At 65.8% G+C, this 15643-nt stretch carries 16 protein-coding genes and 1 tRNA gene; 6 read left to right on the forward strand and 11 right to left on the reverse strand.

Features of this window, described 5'->3' with window-relative positions; all coding sequences use genetic code 11:
• Window positions 1-45: 45 nt before the first annotated feature.
• The 3 genes from thrC to M8523_RS22015 are packed head-to-tail and all read left to right on the forward strand — an operon-like array spanning window position 46 to window position 3366.
• Window positions 46-1461 carry a threonine synthase gene (thrC, locus tag M8523_RS22005; RefSeq protein WP_282587057.1) on the forward strand — a complete coding sequence of 472 codons (1416 nt, stop codon included), beginning with the start codon at window positions 46-48 and terminating at the stop codon, window positions 1459-1461.
• The gene (locus tag M8523_RS22010) at window positions 1458-2747 is read left to right on the forward strand and encodes a M16 family metallopeptidase (protein ID WP_282587058.1); all 1290 of its coding nucleotides are present in this window, start codon (window positions 1458-1460) and stop codon (window positions 2745-2747) included. The genes thrC and M8523_RS22010 overlap by 4 nt, the downstream gene beginning before the upstream one ends.
• Before the next feature lies 1 nt (window position 2748).
• On the forward strand, window positions 2749-3366 hold the full coding sequence (locus M8523_RS22015) for a GNAT family N-acetyltransferase (protein WP_282587059.1): 618 nt from the start codon (window positions 2749-2751) through the stop codon (window positions 3364-3366).
• Window positions 3367-3409: 43 nt separating this feature from the next.
• Here the strand turns inward: M8523_RS22015 and M8523_RS36810 are convergent, their stop codons facing one another.
• Window positions 3410-3907, reverse strand: a complete 498-nt coding sequence (locus M8523_RS36810; protein WP_428351021.1) for a GCG_CRPN prefix-to-repeats domain-containing protein — start codon at window positions 3905-3907, stop codon at window positions 3410-3412.
• Between M8523_RS36810 and M8523_RS22020 the strand changes: the two genes are divergently transcribed.
• Window positions 3797-4033 (forward strand): hypothetical protein, encoded by a 237-nt coding sequence (locus M8523_RS22020; RefSeq protein ID WP_282587060.1) that lies wholly within the window; start codon window positions 3797-3799, stop codon window positions 4031-4033. The two genes, M8523_RS36810 and M8523_RS22020, sit on opposite strands and share 111 nt — an antisense overlap.
• A gap of 1 nt (window position 4034) precedes the next feature.
• Here M8523_RS22020 and M8523_RS22025 read toward each other — a convergent pair whose 3' ends face one another.
• From M8523_RS22025 to M8523_RS22050, 6 genes are all read right to left on the reverse strand, one after another.
• Window positions 4035-4328 carry a hypothetical protein gene (locus tag M8523_RS22025; RefSeq protein ID WP_282587061.1) on the reverse strand — a complete coding sequence of 98 codons (294 nt, stop codon included), beginning with the start codon at window positions 4326-4328 and terminating at the stop codon, window positions 4035-4037.
• A gap of 196 nt (window positions 4329-4524) precedes the next feature.
• Window positions 4525-4788, reverse strand: a complete 264-nt coding sequence (locus M8523_RS22030; protein WP_282587062.1) for a hypothetical protein — start codon at window positions 4786-4788, stop codon at window positions 4525-4527.
• A gap of 166 nt (window positions 4789-4954) precedes the next feature.
• Window positions 4955-5029, reverse strand: a tRNA-Val gene (locus tag M8523_RS22035).
• A gap of 84 nt (window positions 5030-5113) precedes the next feature.
• Window positions 5114-7741: an AAA family ATPase gene (locus M8523_RS22040; protein ID WP_282587063.1), complete on the reverse strand. Its 2628-nt coding sequence runs from the start codon at window positions 7739-7741 to the stop codon at window positions 5114-5116.
• A gap of 3 nt (window positions 7742-7744) precedes the next feature.
• Window positions 7745-8866 carry a metallophosphoesterase family protein gene (locus M8523_RS22045; protein WP_282587064.1) on the reverse strand — a complete coding sequence of 374 codons (1122 nt, stop codon included), beginning with the start codon at window positions 8864-8866 and terminating at the stop codon, window positions 7745-7747.
• A 52-nt stretch (window positions 8867-8918) separates the two neighbouring features.
• A complete protein-coding gene (locus tag M8523_RS22050; RefSeq protein WP_282587065.1) occupies window positions 8919-10352 on the reverse strand; it encodes an MFS transporter in 1434 nt (477 codons plus the stop codon).
• Window positions 10353-10454: 102 nt separating this feature from the next.
• Between M8523_RS22050 and M8523_RS22055 the strand changes: the two genes are divergently transcribed.
• Together M8523_RS22055 and M8523_RS22060 are read left to right on the forward strand one after the other, a co-directional pair.
• Window positions 10455-11258 (forward strand): HesA/MoeB/ThiF family protein, encoded by an 804-nt coding sequence (locus tag M8523_RS22055; RefSeq protein ID WP_282587066.1) that lies wholly within the window; start codon window positions 10455-10457, stop codon window positions 11256-11258.
• A 110-nt stretch (window positions 11259-11368) separates the two neighbouring features.
• Window positions 11369-11749, forward strand: coding sequence for an acyl-CoA thioesterase (locus M8523_RS22060; protein ID WP_282587067.1), 381 nt, complete (start codon window positions 11369-11371; stop codon window positions 11747-11749).
• Between the two features lie 7 nt (window positions 11750-11756).
• Here M8523_RS22060 and nagA read toward each other — a convergent pair whose 3' ends face one another.
• From nagA to M8523_RS22080, 4 genes are read right to left on the reverse strand one after another with little or no spacing between them, the layout of a single operon-like run.
• Window positions 11757-12899: an N-acetylglucosamine-6-phosphate deacetylase gene (gene nagA, locus M8523_RS22065; protein ID WP_428351055.1), complete on the reverse strand. Its 1143-nt coding sequence runs from the start codon at window positions 12897-12899 to the stop codon at window positions 11757-11759.
• On the reverse strand, window positions 12896-13933 hold the full coding sequence (locus M8523_RS22070; protein ID WP_282587069.1) for an SIS domain-containing protein: 1038 nt from the start codon (window positions 13931-13933) through the stop codon (window positions 12896-12898). Before M8523_RS22070 ends, nagA begins: the two co-directional genes overlap by 4 nt.
• Window positions 13933-14694, reverse strand: coding sequence for a GntR family transcriptional regulator (locus M8523_RS22075; protein WP_282587070.1), 762 nt, complete (start codon window positions 14692-14694; stop codon window positions 13933-13935). Before M8523_RS22075 ends, M8523_RS22070 begins: the two co-directional genes overlap by 1 nt.
• Window positions 14691-15551 (reverse strand): glucosamine kinase nucleotide-binding domain-containing protein, encoded by an 861-nt coding sequence (locus tag M8523_RS22080; RefSeq protein ID WP_282587125.1) that lies wholly within the window; start codon window positions 15549-15551, stop codon window positions 14691-14693. Before M8523_RS22080 ends, M8523_RS22075 begins: the two co-directional genes overlap by 4 nt.
• Window positions 15552-15643 lie beyond the last annotated feature (92 nt).

Here is a 15643-nt window from a genome sequence, read left to right on the forward strand (position 1 = left end):
GCGCCCCGGAGGCTGCATTAAGACGTGAGCAATCGGGGATCCTTGGTGCATTACATCTCGACGCGCGGCGAAGCGCCAGCTGCGAGCTTTTTGGAAGCCATGACGGCGGGGCTCGCGCGGGACGGTGGGCTGTATGTCCCGGCCATAGTTCCTGTGCTGGATGGCGATTCGATCGCCTCCTTCGCGGGTCGTTCCTACGCGAGCGTCGCGGAAGCCGTTATCGCACCATTCGCGGCCGGCGCGTTCCCGGCTGCGGAGCTGAGCCGCATGATCGATGCGGCCTACGCGACATTCCGGCATCCCGCCGTGACGCCGTTGACACAGCTTGGCCCCAACCTGTTCGTGCTCGAACTGTTTCACGGTCCGACGCTCGCCTTCAAGGATGTGGCGATGCAGTTGCTCGGCCGCATGATGGATCATGCCTTGCAGGCAAGGGCAGAGCGCGCCGTGGTGGTGGGCGCGACTTCGGGTGACACGGGCGCGGCCGCCATCGAGGCCTTTCGGGGCTTGCCGAATGTGGATGTCTTCATTCTCTATCCGCATGGCCGGGTTTCGGATGTGCAGCGACGCCAGATGACGTCGGTCGACGCCCCGAATGTGCATGCGATCGCTCTTGAAGGGTCGTTCGACGATTGCCAGGCGATTGTGAAGGGCATGTTCAACCATCATGCCTTTCGCGATGCCATGCGGTTGACAGGTGTGAATTCGATCAACTGGGCTCGTATCGTCGCCCAGATCACCTACTACTTTGTCGCCGGTGTCGCTCTCGGAAGTCCCCGGCGATCAGTCTCGTTCACGGTGCCGACCGGCAATTTCGGCGACATCTTCGCGGGCTACGTGGCCAAGCGCATGGGGCTCCCGGTCGACAAGCTGGTGATTGCCACGAACGAAAACGACATTCTGGCCCGCTGTTTGGCTGAGGGTGAATATGCGCTGCGCGACGTGCGGCAGACGCAATCTCCCTCGATGGATATTCAGATTTCCTCCAACTTCGAGCGTGTCCTGTTCGACGCGCTCGACCGGGATCCGGCGGCCGTGCGAGCTCTCATGGAAGGACTACGGCAGTCCGGACGTTTCACCGTGCCGCCTCACCCCCTCGGCCACCTGCGTACTGAATTCTCTGCGCTGCGCACGGATGAAGCCGAGACGCAGGCCGAGATGAAGCGCACCTATGCGGAGACAGGTCACATCCTCGACCCGCACACGGCGGTAGGCGTCCACGCCGCACGGCGCGCCATGGCGACCGACGGACATACCCCCATGATCGTACTTGGCACAGCCCATCCCGCCAAGTTCCCGGAAGCTGTGGAGCGTGCCACGGGCCAGCGTCCGCCGTTGCCGCCCCATATGGCGGATCTTCTGAGCCGGCCTGAGCGCTTCACGGTGCTGCCGAACGACCTCGCCGCGATCGAGTTCTTTATTCGCGAGCGGGCCACGACCGGAGCCCTCACGCCCCTATGACCATCTCCATCTCTACGTTGCCGAACGGACTGCGCGTCCTCACGGACGCCATGCCGCATCTTGAGACGACGGCCTTGGGTATCTGGGTCGACAGTGGCTCCCGGCACGAGACAGCCGATCAACATGGCCTGTCGCACTTCCTGGAGCACATGGCGTTCAAGGGAACGCGACGCCGGTCCGCCCGAGCGATCGCGGAGGAGATCGAATCGGCTGGCGGCGATCTCAACGCCGCCACCTCGACGGAGCAGACGGCCTATTACGCCCGGGTACTCGCCGCCGATACGCCGCTCGCGCTCGACATCCTGGCCGACATCCTCACGGACAGCAGTTTCGAAGCCGCCGAGCTCGACCGTGAGAAGCAAGTGGTGATCCAGGAGATTGCCGCGGTCGAGGATACGCCCGACGACCTCGTCTTCGAAATGCTCACCCGGACCGCTTACCCGGATCAGGCCATCGGGAGGCCGATCCTCGGAACTCCGGAAACCGTCTCCGGCTTCACCCGGCAAGCGATCGAGGGCTATCTCGGGACGCAATATGGCGCCGGCAATATGATCGTCGCGGCGGCGGGCGCGGTCGATCATGAGCGCTTTCTGGCAGATGTGTCGTCCCACTTCGGCGCCATCGCGGCCGCACCCCATCTTCAAGCCGCTCAGGCTCGATACAAAGGTGGCGACACGCGCGAGAAACGGCGACTGGAGCAGGCTCATATTACAGTCGCGTTCGAAGCCTATTCGTTCCGGGATCCGCGCCACTACGCGGCGCACATCTTCTCTCACGCGGTTGGCGGCGGTATGTCATCCCGGTTGTTCCAGACGGTGCGAGAAGAGCGCGGGCTCGCCTATGCGATCCATAGCTTCGACTGGACCTACGAGGACACGGGGCTGTTCGGCTTCTATGCGGCGACCGCAGCCGCCCACGTGCCGGAGCTGATGCCGGTCGCACTCGATTGTCTCGCCGAGGCCACCGAGAGCCTGACCGAAGCCGAGGTCGCGCGCGCCAAGGCTCAACTGAAAGTGTCGCTTTTGACGGCTCTCGAATCGTCGAGCGCGCGCGCCGAACAGATCGCTCGCCAGCATATGGCCTTCGGGCGGATCATCCCGCGCGAAGAAATCATAGCCAAAGTCGATGCCATCACGGTGGCAGACGCCAAGGCGGCCGGAGCCGAAATGTTGAGGACGTCGCCAAGCGTGGCCGCCATCGGTCCTGTGTCAAAAGTGCCGTCGCCGGACCGGATCGCCAGCCGTCTCGGCCATCGCACCGATCACAAACTGCGGGAGCCCGCCTGACATGGCCTTGTTCCGTCTCGGCATGCCCGGAGAGAACGTGCCTGTCGTACGCGGCGATGGGGTCACGCTGCGCCCGGCCGAGATGCGCGACTATGAGGAATGGGTTGCCTTACGGGAACGCAGTCGCACCTTCCTCGTACCTTGGGAGCCGATTTGGCCTGCTGACGACCTCACGCGCGCCGCATTCCGCCGTCGCGTCCGTGCCCATACGGAGGAAATTGAGCGCGACGAGGCCTATCCGTTCTTTATCTTCGACGACAATGAGGCGCTGGTCGGGGGCATCACCATCGGCCAGGTTTCGCGCGGTGTCGCCCAGACGGCAACGCTTGGCTACTGGATGGGCCAGCCCTACGCGGGCCGTGGCTACATGAGCCGTGCCGTGCGCGCGGCGGCGCATTATTCCTTTATCACCCTCCGCCTGCATCGGCTGGAGGCCGCATGCCTGCCGCACAACGATGCCTCGTCCTGCCTTTTGGAAAGCGTTGGCTTCACACGGGAAGGCTATGCGCGCTCCTACCTCCGGATCAACGGCATCTGGCAGGATCACCTGCTTTACGCAATGCTGGAGCACGATCCGATCCTCGCTCCGCGGCGACCTCTCGGACGTCCGAAGCGCTGATCCAATATGAAAAATCCGCCGGCTTTGCCGGCGGATTTCAGGCTCAGTATCGACGATGGTTCCAGAAGCGGCGGTGCCAGCCTGGCCCGCGTCGCCAGCCGGGTCCCCAGCCCCGATGCCAGCCCGGACCTCTCCAGCCGCCGCCCGGTCGGCACCCTCCGTAGGGGCCGCGGTGCCCATAGGGACCACACCCGCCTGATACGAAGACCGTCGAGGCTGCCGCGTCCGATAAGTTCGGCATCGGAAGAGCTTCGGCTGATGTAAACGACGTTGTGGCCACAAGGAGGCTGGCGATGATGATCGATGCCGATCGAGACATAAGTTTCTCCATAGTTGCCCACGTCGCCGGTCTGGCTTGCGGGTTGCATTGACACCCAGGGCTTGTCTCCGGAAACGTGCGGCTCAAACCGTCGAACAGCGCGGAGGTTCCATGCCAGAGAAAACCACAGCAGCGACGGATGCTTTCCAGGAAGGGACAGTGGCACGCGTCGAGGGATTGAAATTGAGAGACAATCCCTACGCTCTTCAAACCGACCAACATCTCGAATGGAAGGCGGGATGGTCGGCTACCTTCGATCTCGACGAAGACCGCGATCCCGAGTCCACCCGTGTCGATGGTGACGAGGTGCCCGACGCGACCACGTCACTGCCGGAGGTTGGCGGGTGATTTAAGGGGTTTCGCCGTTCGACAGCTTGGCAAAAACCGGTACCCGATGCAGGGCCGCATCGAGTTGCGGCCGCGCGGCCGTTAGAAGACCGACGCCGATGAAAAGGAGAAAGCCCAGGCTGATAAAGAACCCCTTGGAAGGCACCCGGTTGTTGCGCTGATAAAGGGCTACCAACGTGGTTCGCAGGTCGGCACTATCCTTGTGCATGTTGGCCAACGACTTTTTGATCAGCTCGATGTCTCGCCTGTTGAGCGCATCGAAAGGGTTCAACGTGGCCACGTCCGGCTTGGTCATGCTCGCGTTCTCCGTGTCGTTCTCGATGACCAGTTTGAGCTCGCTCATGCCATTCCCTCAAACAAGTAAATGGACCGACCTGTCGTCTCCGGCACCTTAGCCTACGGGCTTTGACACAAGACGAACAGCCGTTACTTTTATTAAGATAAACCCAGCCCAGCTTGCTCGAACCAACCTACCAGACGCGGCGAAAACGTTACGTGAAGCTGAACCAAGCCTGCAGTTGTACCTGGAACAAAATCAGCGCAACCATCAGCATAAAACAAACCACACCTGACAGTACAATGAAACGCTTTGAAACTGCAGGCTTAGATGATGAAAATTTCGTCATTGACGCCCGAACATGAGCCGTCTCTTGAAGAACAGAGACGATATCACGTCGGATGATATTCAGGTCATGCTCGAACTTTACAGCAAGATCTTGACCCGCGCGGCCTTCGATAGGATCCTCAAAAAACATGGCGCCCTCCCCGCGCACGACAACCGTGTTTGCCCGGCCGCCCCTGGGAGCAATCTTAGGGATTTTCTTGAGAGATGCACAAGTAGAGTCTGACGGGACAGTGTCGCCGTTGCAGCCCCGCCAAACCTCTTCTGAGGTCGTTCCCAAGATTCATCGCTTGGGCTCGTGGTGGGCGCGACAGGGATCGAACCTGTGACCCCTTCCATGTCAAGGAAGTGCTCTCCCGCTGAGCTACGCGCCCGAACCATGCGGAACACGAGGCCGAACCTCGTGATGGGTGCTCTATAAAGAGCGGGCCGACCGGATGCAAGGTTGAAAGCGCAACTCAGAGCCGGTGAGTTGCTCCAAGCCCGAGAAAATCTCGCTCGCGACAGGTGAAGATCAGGATCTGGAGTGTCCGGGCCGCCCGGGTCAGGACATTGTGCATGCGGTCGAGCCGGGTCTCGTCCGTGTTGACCAGCGCATCGTCGAGAATGATGGCCGCCGGATACCCTGCGGCACGCAGCACATCGGCGAGCGCCAGCCGCGTGATCACGGCCACCTGCTCGCGGGCGCCCATGCTCAAGGAGCCGAAGCTTTCGAGAACGCCGTCGCGCACCAGCCCTTCGATCTCCAAGGTCCGATCATCCATGCGGATCTCGCTGTCGGGGTGGATCAGACGCAAGTAGGGCTCCACCCGGCGACGCACCGGGCCGAGCCAGCGGTCCTTCGATTCGCGTTGCGCGATCAGCAGCGTCTCGTGCAGGAGTCGGCTGGCCGTCGCCTCCCGCTCCGCGGACGCGAGACCGGCCCGGCTGGCTTCCAGTTGACCTTCGATCTCGGTGAGCCGTTCACCGATGCCGTCCTGTCCGACCGCGCGCAACTCGACCTGCAGGTCACGCCGCTCCGTTTCGAGCGCCGCGAGGTCCCGGCGGATCTCCCGCTCGGCACGCTCTGTCCGCTCCAGCACCAAGCGCGCAGTTTCCGGATCTGCTGCCGCCAAGGCCCGGTGCGCGCTTTCCTGGCCCAGACGGGCGACCGCGAGACTGGCCTCGGCCGCTGTCACCCGACTCTCGAGCAGATCGTCGTCGGCCACCGTCCGAGCGCCTCCAAGCTCCTCCGCAAGTGCCCGTTCCTGCCGCTGCGCCGCAGCACTGCGCTCGTTCAGGGTAGCGGCTTCGGTGGCGGCGGTCTGATGCAGTGCGGCGGCGGCCCGCATGTCCTGCTCGGCCTCCTGTTCGACCATGCGGCTCGCATTCCGCGACCGCTTGGCGTCCTCTAGGAGAAGCCCGTCGGCGGTATCTTTAAACGCGGCTGCCGCTGCGCCGAGGGGGCGTGCGAGACGGGCCCGCTCGGTTTCCACACCCTGGCGTAAGGTCTCGATACCTTGGGGAGCGAGCGCCGCCACGGCCTTGGTGAGCGACGCAACCTCGGCCTGCGCCGCGGCCCGAGCCTGCAAGGCGCGCTGCGCCTCTGCCACGGAGGGGACGCCATGGCGCTGCAGGGCGTCCCGCAGCACGCGTTCGGCCGCCTCGGCCTTGCGGGCCAGGGCGGCTGTGCCCCCACCGGGGCGAAGAACCAAGCGACCGAAGCCTTCCAGCAACAGCACCGCATCGCGCGCAAGGCTCAGCAACTCCCCGGGCGGATAGGCAACTCCGTCGACCGTCACCTGACGCACACCATCCGGCTCAAAGGCGATCTGAACGCTGGCCGCCTCCAGTTCGGCTCGTGCCCTGTCGGCGGCACGCTCGGCCGCGACGAGGGCCGTGACGGTCTCGGCGTCGATCGTCGTGGCCTCGGCCCGGGCCAGAGCCTCGCGCCGCTGCAGCATCTGCGCTTCCGCGGCCGCGAGCGTACTTTCTTGCGCCGTCAGCCCAGCCTGGGCGCGCCGCCGGAGCAGAGCCTCCTCGATTGCCTGCCCCCGCGCCTCTGCGGTCTCGCGTGTTTGTCGCGCTGCCTTGAGCCGGGCCTCCGCCTCCCGCAAGGCCAGCTCCCGGCGGCGCGCGAGTGTGCTGGTTTCCTCGGCGTCGATGGCGCTCTTCTCGGCCGCCACCCTCGCGACAGCGCACTTGGCCACAAGGGCCGCACGATGATCGCGTCGCTCCTTGGCCTCGGCCGTGAGCCGCTCGGCCTCGCTGAAGCGGGCGTCCGCTTCCTTGAGAGCGGAACCACGCTGCTCGGCCTCGGCCATGGCTCGGCTTGCAGTCCCCACAGCCACCACGGCCTTGTTCAGACGATCGTCGCGTCGATGCCGATCAAGGCTCTCCTCGATGGCGGCGAGCCTGGCGATTTGCTCGTCATAGCGCCGGCGGCGCGCCAGAAGGTCGTCCTGCTCGCGCAGCAGTTCCTCCACGAGCTTACGCTGGGCGACGATTTCGCCGCGCGGTTTGTCGCGCTTGTCCCAGAAACGGTCCCGCCGCTCGCCCGCGGCGGCCAGCAGGGCCCGGCCGCGCTCCCCGCCCGTCACCTGCCCGACTTCGCGTTCGAGGGCTGCGGCCAGCGTGTCGCGGCCGGCCCCGACGCCGAGATTGATGCGGGTCCCCTGCTCCACCCAGAGCAGGCCGTGCGTGCCCTGGTGCTCCTCGGGTTTGGAGCCGCCACGCCCAGGCGGCGTAAAGCCGAAAAGTTCGGCGAGCCGGTCTTCGACCGCGTCGCCCGCGATGCGCTCGCCCGGTCCCGTGAGGCTCGCCTCCGGCCGCTGGCAGAAGGCCTTGGTGAGACTCCAGGCTTTGCCATCGATCTCGAAATCGACCGCGACGGTCGGCCGCAAGGTGCCGCCATAAGGCAGCATGGATTCGGCCACGGCGCCGCCGACGCGATGCCGTTCGAAGAACACGGCGCGAAGCGCCGCCAGCATCGTCGATTTGCCGGCCTCATTGTCGCCGACCACGATATTCAGGCCGTCTTGGAGGCCTTCGATCTTGCGATGCTGGATCTTACGGAAATCGCTGATCTCGATGCGACGGATGTGCATGCGTCAGGCGCGCCCACGATGATCGAGGTAGATGAGACGGAGCGCCAGGCGCGCCGCGTCGCGCTCCGGATCGGCAGGATCTTCGGCGCGAGCCCGCAGGCGATCCACCGCGAGCCGGACGAAGCCGGCGGTGTCGATGGCATCGAGATCGTCGGCGGTCGGTTCATCGAGCAGGGCCGAGTCGTCGACGTCGAGATGGTGTAGACGCGCTTCCCAAAGCCGCAGGGCCGCTTCGAGCTTGCGCCGCTCGGTCAGGCTGACGCTCCCCGACAGGCGAAGCGACACGACACAGCGTCGGGGATCATCCCCGAGCCGTTCGAGTTCGGTGAGGGCGGCCGTGCAGGTGCCGTCGATCAGGGACAGGTCCAACGCGACCCAGCGGTAGTGGCCGACCGCGAGGGTCTCCACCTGTTCCGGTGCCCTTGTGCCGTTCGTCTCGACGAGATGGACATGGGCGGATCTGTTCGCACGGTGGCGGTCGGTCTCGGGCGTTCCGGAATAATAGGTGCGCGGCGCGATCTCGAGCGCCCCGTGCCAGTCGCCGAGCGCCAGATAGCTCAAGCCGGCGCGCGCCGCCCGGTCCTCCGGGATCTCGTTCGCGGCCTCGCTGCCGCCCGGCAGGCGGCCGGCGACCGAGCCGTGGGCCAAGCCGATCCGGCAGGCACCCTCGGGCGTCGCGGCCTCCTCGAACCAGGCGGTCTGATCCAGCACCTCGCGGCGGCGTTTCAGTGGGGCAGGCAGCACCTGGGCTCGGCCACCCCAACAATCGATCGGTGTGGGGGTGTCGGCGATGACGACATTCGGCGGCAACCCCAATGTGCGCATGCGGGTCCAGACGCTATGGGCGAGAGCGGCGTCATGGTTGCCCGGAAGGAACACCCAAGGGCCCTCGAAGCCTCGCAGCGCCTCCAGCGTCTGCACGATGGTCTTGTCCTTGACGTCGTTGCTGTCGAAGGCATCGCCCGCAACCAGAACGGCGTCGACGGCCCGCTCCCGAGCGAGTTCGGCGATGCGGCGCACCGTGCGGATGCGCTGACCGCGCAATTCGCTGCCCGCGTCGCCCGGCACCGAGCCGAACGGTTTGCCGACCTGCCAGTCGGCCGTGTGGAGAAACCGGAATGTCATTCGCCTTCTTACCGAAAGCCCGACCCGCGCGCGACTGGACGCTTTGGCGCCATCAAGGTGAAATCTGCTCCAGCGCAAGTCCACGGGTTCTCGGCCCGAACAGGCCGATGACCAGAACGATTATAGCCATTGCGGCCGCGATGAACAGGAATACGCCCGTGACGCCACCGCGCTGCAACAGGGTGGCGATCACGAGGCCCGCGAAGGCCGCCGACAGGCGGCTCCAGGCGTAGACGAAGCCAACCGCGCGTGCGCGGATGCGGGTCGGAAACAGCTCCGCCTGGTAGCCGTGGAACGCGAACGACATCCAGTTGATGCCGAGCGTCACGAGAATGCCCAACCCGATGAGCGGCACCACCTCGGTCTGCTGGGCGAATAGAAGGCCGAAGGCTGCGACCGCCAGCGCCGAACCGACGATCTGCCATTTGCGCTCGATTCTATCAGCGACCGCGACCCCGATCAGGGGTCCGATCGGGTTCGAGACGGCGATGATGAAGGAATATTCCAGGCTGGTCGTGACCTTGATGCCTTTCGCAATGAGCAGGCTCGGCACCCAGGCCGCAAAACCATAGAAGCCGATCGTCTGGCACACCTGAAAGACCGACAGGAGGATGGTTCGCCCGCGATAGGGCGGCTGCCAGATCGCCCGGAAACGTTCGTCCCCCTCAGGTTCGACCACACTTGCGGCGGGGAGCGGGAGGGGACCTCCGAGATCATGCGCGACGGCCGCCTCGAGACGGCGTGTCACCTGTTCGGCCTCAGCGATCCGTCCTTGGCGAGCGAGCCAGCGCGGTGACTCGGGGACACGGCGGCGGATGATCCAGACCGCGAGCGCACCGGCCGCGCCGATCAGCACCACCCAACGCCAACCATCAAAGCCCAGCGGCGCCGCCGGCACGAGAGCCCAGGCCAGAAAAGCCACGAGCGGCACGGCTAGGAATGACACGACCTGATTGAACGCGAAGGCGCGGCCCCGCTCCCCGCGCGGCATCAGTTCAGCCACATAGGTGTCGATGGTGACGAGCTCGACGCCGAGCCCAATGCCCGCCGCGAAGCGCCAGAGATCGACCGCCAGACCGGTCGACTGAAACGCCATGATGAAGGTGCATCCCGAGTACCAGAGCATCGACCAGGTGAAGATGGCCCGGCGTCCGAACCGGTCGGCGGCGGAGCCGAACAGCAAGGCGCCGACGAACAGCCCCGCGAAGGTCATGAACACGAAGGTTCCCGCCCCGTTGGCACCCGCGCTTCCGAGAGCCGTGAGCCAGCCGAGGCTTTCGGGTGCGAAAAGGCCCGCCCGGTTCATGCCGGGCACCACGTAGCCGGTGAAGAACAGATCGTAATATTCGAACGTTCCGCCGAGCGAGAGGATCGCCACAAGGAGCCAGACGCTGCGCGTTGCCGGCAGCCGGTCAAGGCGGGACGCGATGTGGGCGGCGGCTTCTTGGGGCTGCTGATTCGATGCGTTGGGCACGTGGCGTGCCATGAAATTCTCCCGCGCGGTTCGAGCGAGGGCTTACCAAGCCGCACGCGTCACGTCACATCAAGGATGGTCTAGAATGGGCGATCCTACACAGAGACAGGTGCGATGATGCTTTCCGACGACGAAATCGAACGCTATGCGCGCCATCTGGTGCTGCGTGAGGTGGGCGGACCGGGACAGCAGAAGTTGAAGGGCGCCCGGGTGCTGGTGATCGGCGCCGGAGGTCTCGGCGCTCCCCTGCTGCTCTATCTCGCGGCGGCGGGTGTCGGCTCCATCGGCGTGATCGACGACGATCGCGTTTCACTTTCCAACCTGCAGCGTCAGGTGATTTTCGAGACGCCCGATCTCGGGGCCGGCAAGGCCGAGGTGGCGGCGGCGCGGCTGAAACGCCTGAACCCGCACCTGGTCGTACGCGTGCACGATATGCGGCTCACCGGCGAGAACGCGCCCGGCGTGCTGGCCGACTACGATGTCGTGGCGGATGGGTCCGATAATTTCGTGACCCGGTATGCGGTGGCGGACGCCTGCTTTCATGCGCGAAAGCCGCTCGTGACGGGTGCGGTCGGCACATTCGACGGCACGATCACGACGCTGCGGCCTTTCGAGGCGGCGGCCGATGGCAATCCCAACCCGACCTATCGGTGTCTGTTTCCCGAGGCCCCGCCGCCCGGCACGGTTCCGACCTGCGCCGAGGCCGGTGTCCTCGGTGCGTTGACCGGAACGATCGGCTCGCTGATGGCGCTCGAAGTGATTCGGGAGATCGTCGGCTTCGGCGAGGGTCTCGTCGGCCGGCTGCTGCTGATCGATGCGCGTGCGATGCGGTTCGAGACGCTGCGCTATGGCTGGGACCCCGACAATCCCCTCAATGGCCGGCATACGGCGTTCGGCGAGACGGCGGCAGGTTCGTAACACGCCGGCCTCCCCCCTCGGGCAAAGCACTGGTTCTCTTCCGGTCGCAGACGTGAGATCGTCTACCATAGGCCTGCACCGGCGTCGGCCCCGTGACTTTGAGGATGACTATGTTCGATCTCGCCATGCCGCATATCCGCGTCATTGCGATGCCGGCTGACACCAATCCGGCCGGTGATATCTTCGGTGGCTGGCTCATGGCCCAGATGGACCTCGCGGCCGGAAATGCGGCGGCCCGCCGGGCGCGCGGGCGTTGCGCCACCGTGGCGGTGGACAGCATGGTGTTCCATTGCCCGGTTCTGGTCGGCGACGAGGTCAGTTTCTATGCAGAGATCGTCAAGGTGGGCCGCACCTCGATGAAGATCAGGGTCGAAGCCTGGCGTCGCAGCCGCGAATCGGATGACACCAACAAGGTGACCGAGGCGATTTTCAGCTTCGTGGCCATCGACGCCGAGAGGCGACCGCGGGCGGTGCCGGTGGACGACGCCTGACCGACCCTCAGGGCCGCCCGCCGATCCAAGTGCGCCGCACCGTCAAGGCGTCGTCAAGCAGAACCAGATCGGCCTGGAACCCCGGCGCGACGCGGCCACGCGTGCGATCGAGCCGCAGGAATTCCGCCGGGTAGAGCGAGGCCATGCGGAGCGCCTCGGCCAGCGGCACTGCGAGGTCGCTGACGGCAAAGCGCAAGGCTTGATCCATCGTCAGATCCGCCCCCGCAAGGGTTCCGTCATCGAGCAGCAGCTTGCCGTCCCGACGGATGACGCGGCGCCCGTTCAAATAGAAAACGTCGCCCGGCACCCCGGCCGGCGGCATGGCGTCGCTGATCAGAAACAACCGGCCCGGCCCCTGCTTTCCTCTGAGCGCGATGCGCAGAGCCGCCGGATCGACGTGGTGACCGTCCGCGATGATACCGGCCCAAAGCCCACCGTGGTCGAGGGCAGCGCCAACCACGCCCGGGCCACGATGGCCAAGCTGCGACATGGCATTGAAGAGATGCGTGATGCCCCGCGCCCCGGCATCGGCGGCCGCGGCCGCGGTCTCGTAGCTCGCATCGCTGTGGCCGAGGCTGACGATCACGCCGCCGTCGGCGAGCCGCCGGATCTGACGCGGCGTCGCGTTTTCGGCCGCGACGGTCAATAGGACGGTCTCAATCCCGCACTCCAGGATCGTATCGACATCGTCCTCCGTCATCGGCACGATCAGTGCTGGGTCATGAGCGCCTTTCCGAGCCTTGGACAGAAAGGGACCTTCGAGGTGGATGCCGAGAATCCCCGGAATGTCGGCCGCGAGCGATGCACGGATCGCCGCCACGGCCTCTGCACGCGGCTCCGGCAGGTCCGTGATGAACGTCGGCAGCAAGCCGGTCGAGCCATAGGGCCGATGCGCCTCTGCAATCGCCGACGCCCCCGCAACGGTCCGGGTCTCGTTGAACAGCAAGCCGCCGCCGCCATTCACCTGGGCGTCGAGAAAACCGGGCGCGAGAAGGCCGCCATCGAGCTGCTCCAGCGGCATGTCGGACGGCAGGGTCGTGGCCGGGATCACATCGGCAATGCGCGTGCCGTCGAGCAGGACCGCGTGCCCATCAAGGAAGCGTTCGCCAGTGAAGACCCGTGCGCCGCACAGGGCGTGGAGTGACATCAGATCGTTTCCGTCACCTTGCGGAGGAGGCTCGGGCGATCGGGCTCGAAGCCACGGGCCAGGGAGGTCTTTTCGGCCAGCGCGTAGAACGACAGCAACATCGCCAGCGGGTCGAGCGCCGTATGGCCGGTCGCGGCGGCGCGGAGGTGCTCACCTGTCGTGGCGGCACCGGTCGAAATTTCAAACACGCGGGCCTTGGCGGCGCGCAGGCGTTCGATGCTGCCGCGCATGGCCTCGCGCGAGGCGTCGGCCTGGCTGAAGGCAAGGACCGGGAAGCCGGCATTCAGCAATTGCAAAGGGCCATGCATGACCTCGGCGCTCGAGAAGGCCTCGGCGTGGAGCACGGCAGTCTCCTTGAGCTTCAGGGCTGCTTCGGCCGCGACCGGCAGAGCAGGGCCGCGGCCGACCACATAGGCCGAAGTCGCCGACACGAGCACCGGAAGGGCCGCATCCCAATCGTTCCGCAAGGTCTCGGCGAGCGTCTGCGGCAAGGCCGCGATGGCGTCGCGTAAGGCGGCATCGTCGCCCCATCCGGCCACCAGCGCCGCCAGCGCGATCGCCGAGGCGAGGCAGCTTTTGGTTGCTGCGACGCTTCGTTCGGGGCCGGCGTGCAGGGGGATCACCGCATCGGCCGTCTTGGCGAGAGGCGAGTCCTCCTGATTGACGACCGCGATCGAAAAGGCGCCGGCCTCTTGAGCCGCGGCCTGAAGCGCCACGATATCCGGGCTCTGCCCCGATTGGGAGACGGAGACCACGACGGCGTTCTTCAATTTCAGGGGTGCGCGGTAGAGCGAGGCGACCGAGGGACCGATGGAGGCGACCGGCACCCCGAGCAGGATTTCGCTCAAATATTTGAAATAGGCGGCCGCATTGTCCGAGGAGCCTCGGGCGCAGGTGACGATGACGCTGGGCTCACGCGCCCGGATCGTCGCGCCAAGTCGTGCGATGGCGGCGCCTTCGCGGTCGAGCAGCCGCGCCACCGCACTCGGGGTTTCACGGATCTCGTCCGCCATGTGGGTTGCGGTTTGCTCCGCCATCAGTCCTGTCCCAGGTTGAGTTCGGCGACGAAATCGTAGGTGTCGCCACGGTAGAAACTGCGGGTGAATTCCACCGGTTGGTTCGTGGCGAGGTAGGAAACGCGCTCAATCGACAAGACGGCACTGCCCGCAGGCACGTCGAGAAGAGCCGCATCGCTGCCCGTGAGATTGGCGGCGGACAGGCGCTGCAGCGCGCGGACGGGCTTGAAGCCTGCCGCTTCCAAAACGGCGTAGAGAGACGTGCGCACCGCCTCGGGATCACCGAGATATTTGTGCGGAATGGTGGCCAACTCGATCGCCATCGGCACACCCCCCGCGAAGCGTAGCCGGCGCAGGCGGCAGACCTTATCCTGCGGCGACAAGGCGAGGTGGATCGATTCCTTGGTTGAGCACAACGACACTTCCCTTTGCAGCCAACGCGACGTCGTCTCAAGGCCGCGCAGGCGCATGTCCTCGCTGAAGGAAGTCAGCCGGGACAAGGGCTGCTCAACCATCGGCGGCTTGCGGGCCACGAAGGTGCCCGATCCCTGCCGCTGTTCCAGCAAGCCGGCGCTGACGAGGCCCGACAAGGCTTTGCGGACCGTCACGCGCGACACGCTCATGGCCTGGGCGATGTCCCGCTCGCCCGGAAGAGCATCGGAGGGGCGCAGGTCTCCAGCCTCGATCGCGTTGCGGATCCGCTCCTGCAGGCGCAGGTAGAGGGGCGTCGAACTGCCTTCCGCCAGGCCGTCCGGCGAGAACACGGTCTCGTCGAGGCTCATGAAGGCGCTCCATCGCGTGCGATGCGGAGCGCGCCATCCAACGCGTCGCCAGCGGCAGCGACGAGGCAAGCGGCGGATCGCGGCGCCAGCCAAGGCCGATAGAGATCCGCGAGGCCGCCCATGAGCACGATGCGGGTGCCACCGAGTGCCATGAGTCGCTCGATCATGAGATCGACCTCGGCCGCGGCCGATTGCACGATCGGGAAGGCGACCGGATCACCCGCGGTCGCGCCAGCGAATAGATCCGGCGCATGCGTTGCGTAGTCACGCGGCGTTGCCGATCGCGCCCAGAGCACCGCCGCAGCGGGATCGCCACCCAGGCGCGCCATGATCCGATCCGTCAAAGCCGTGCGAAGGGCGAGGCCGTCGCAGGCCGCGACGGCGGCACGCACGAGGCTGCGGCCGAGGAGCGCGCCCGACCCGCCATCGCCGATGGCAAAACCCCATCCGCCGAGGGCGGTCGCACGCCCATTGGCGATGACCAGACCTTGCGAGCCCGTGCCGAGGATCAGGATGCCACCGTCGTGGCCGGCATGGGCACCGAGGCACGCCGCGACGGCATCGGACGCAACCGCAACGCTGGCAAAGGGAAAGCGGTGGGCCGCGAGGGCCGCCGCGAGGCTCGGCACATTGGCGCCCGCGAGACCCAGGCCCACCTTCGTCGTCGCAAAGTGCCCCGTGTCGAGACCGGCCGCCTTGAAGGCGCTCTCGCTCGCTGAGAGGATTGCGGCGGCCGACACCTCGATGCCTAGCAGGATATTGGCCGAACCTGCGCGACCTTCACCGAGCAGGCGATCGTTGTCGTCGACCAGGCGCGCGCGACAGGTCGTGCCTCCCCCGTCGATCCCAAGAAACATCACACTCCACCCTCGTTCTAAGAGGTATGATACCAAAGAGGGCAGCAAGCGAAAGCCCTGATTTGTAGATTCGAAGAGCTGAACGTGCGTCG

This window comes from Lichenifustis flavocetrariae (assembly GCF_026130545.1).
GTDB classification, from domain to species: Bacteria; Pseudomonadota; Alphaproteobacteria; order Rhizobiales; family Beijerinckiaceae; genus Lichenihabitans; species Lichenihabitans flavocetrariae.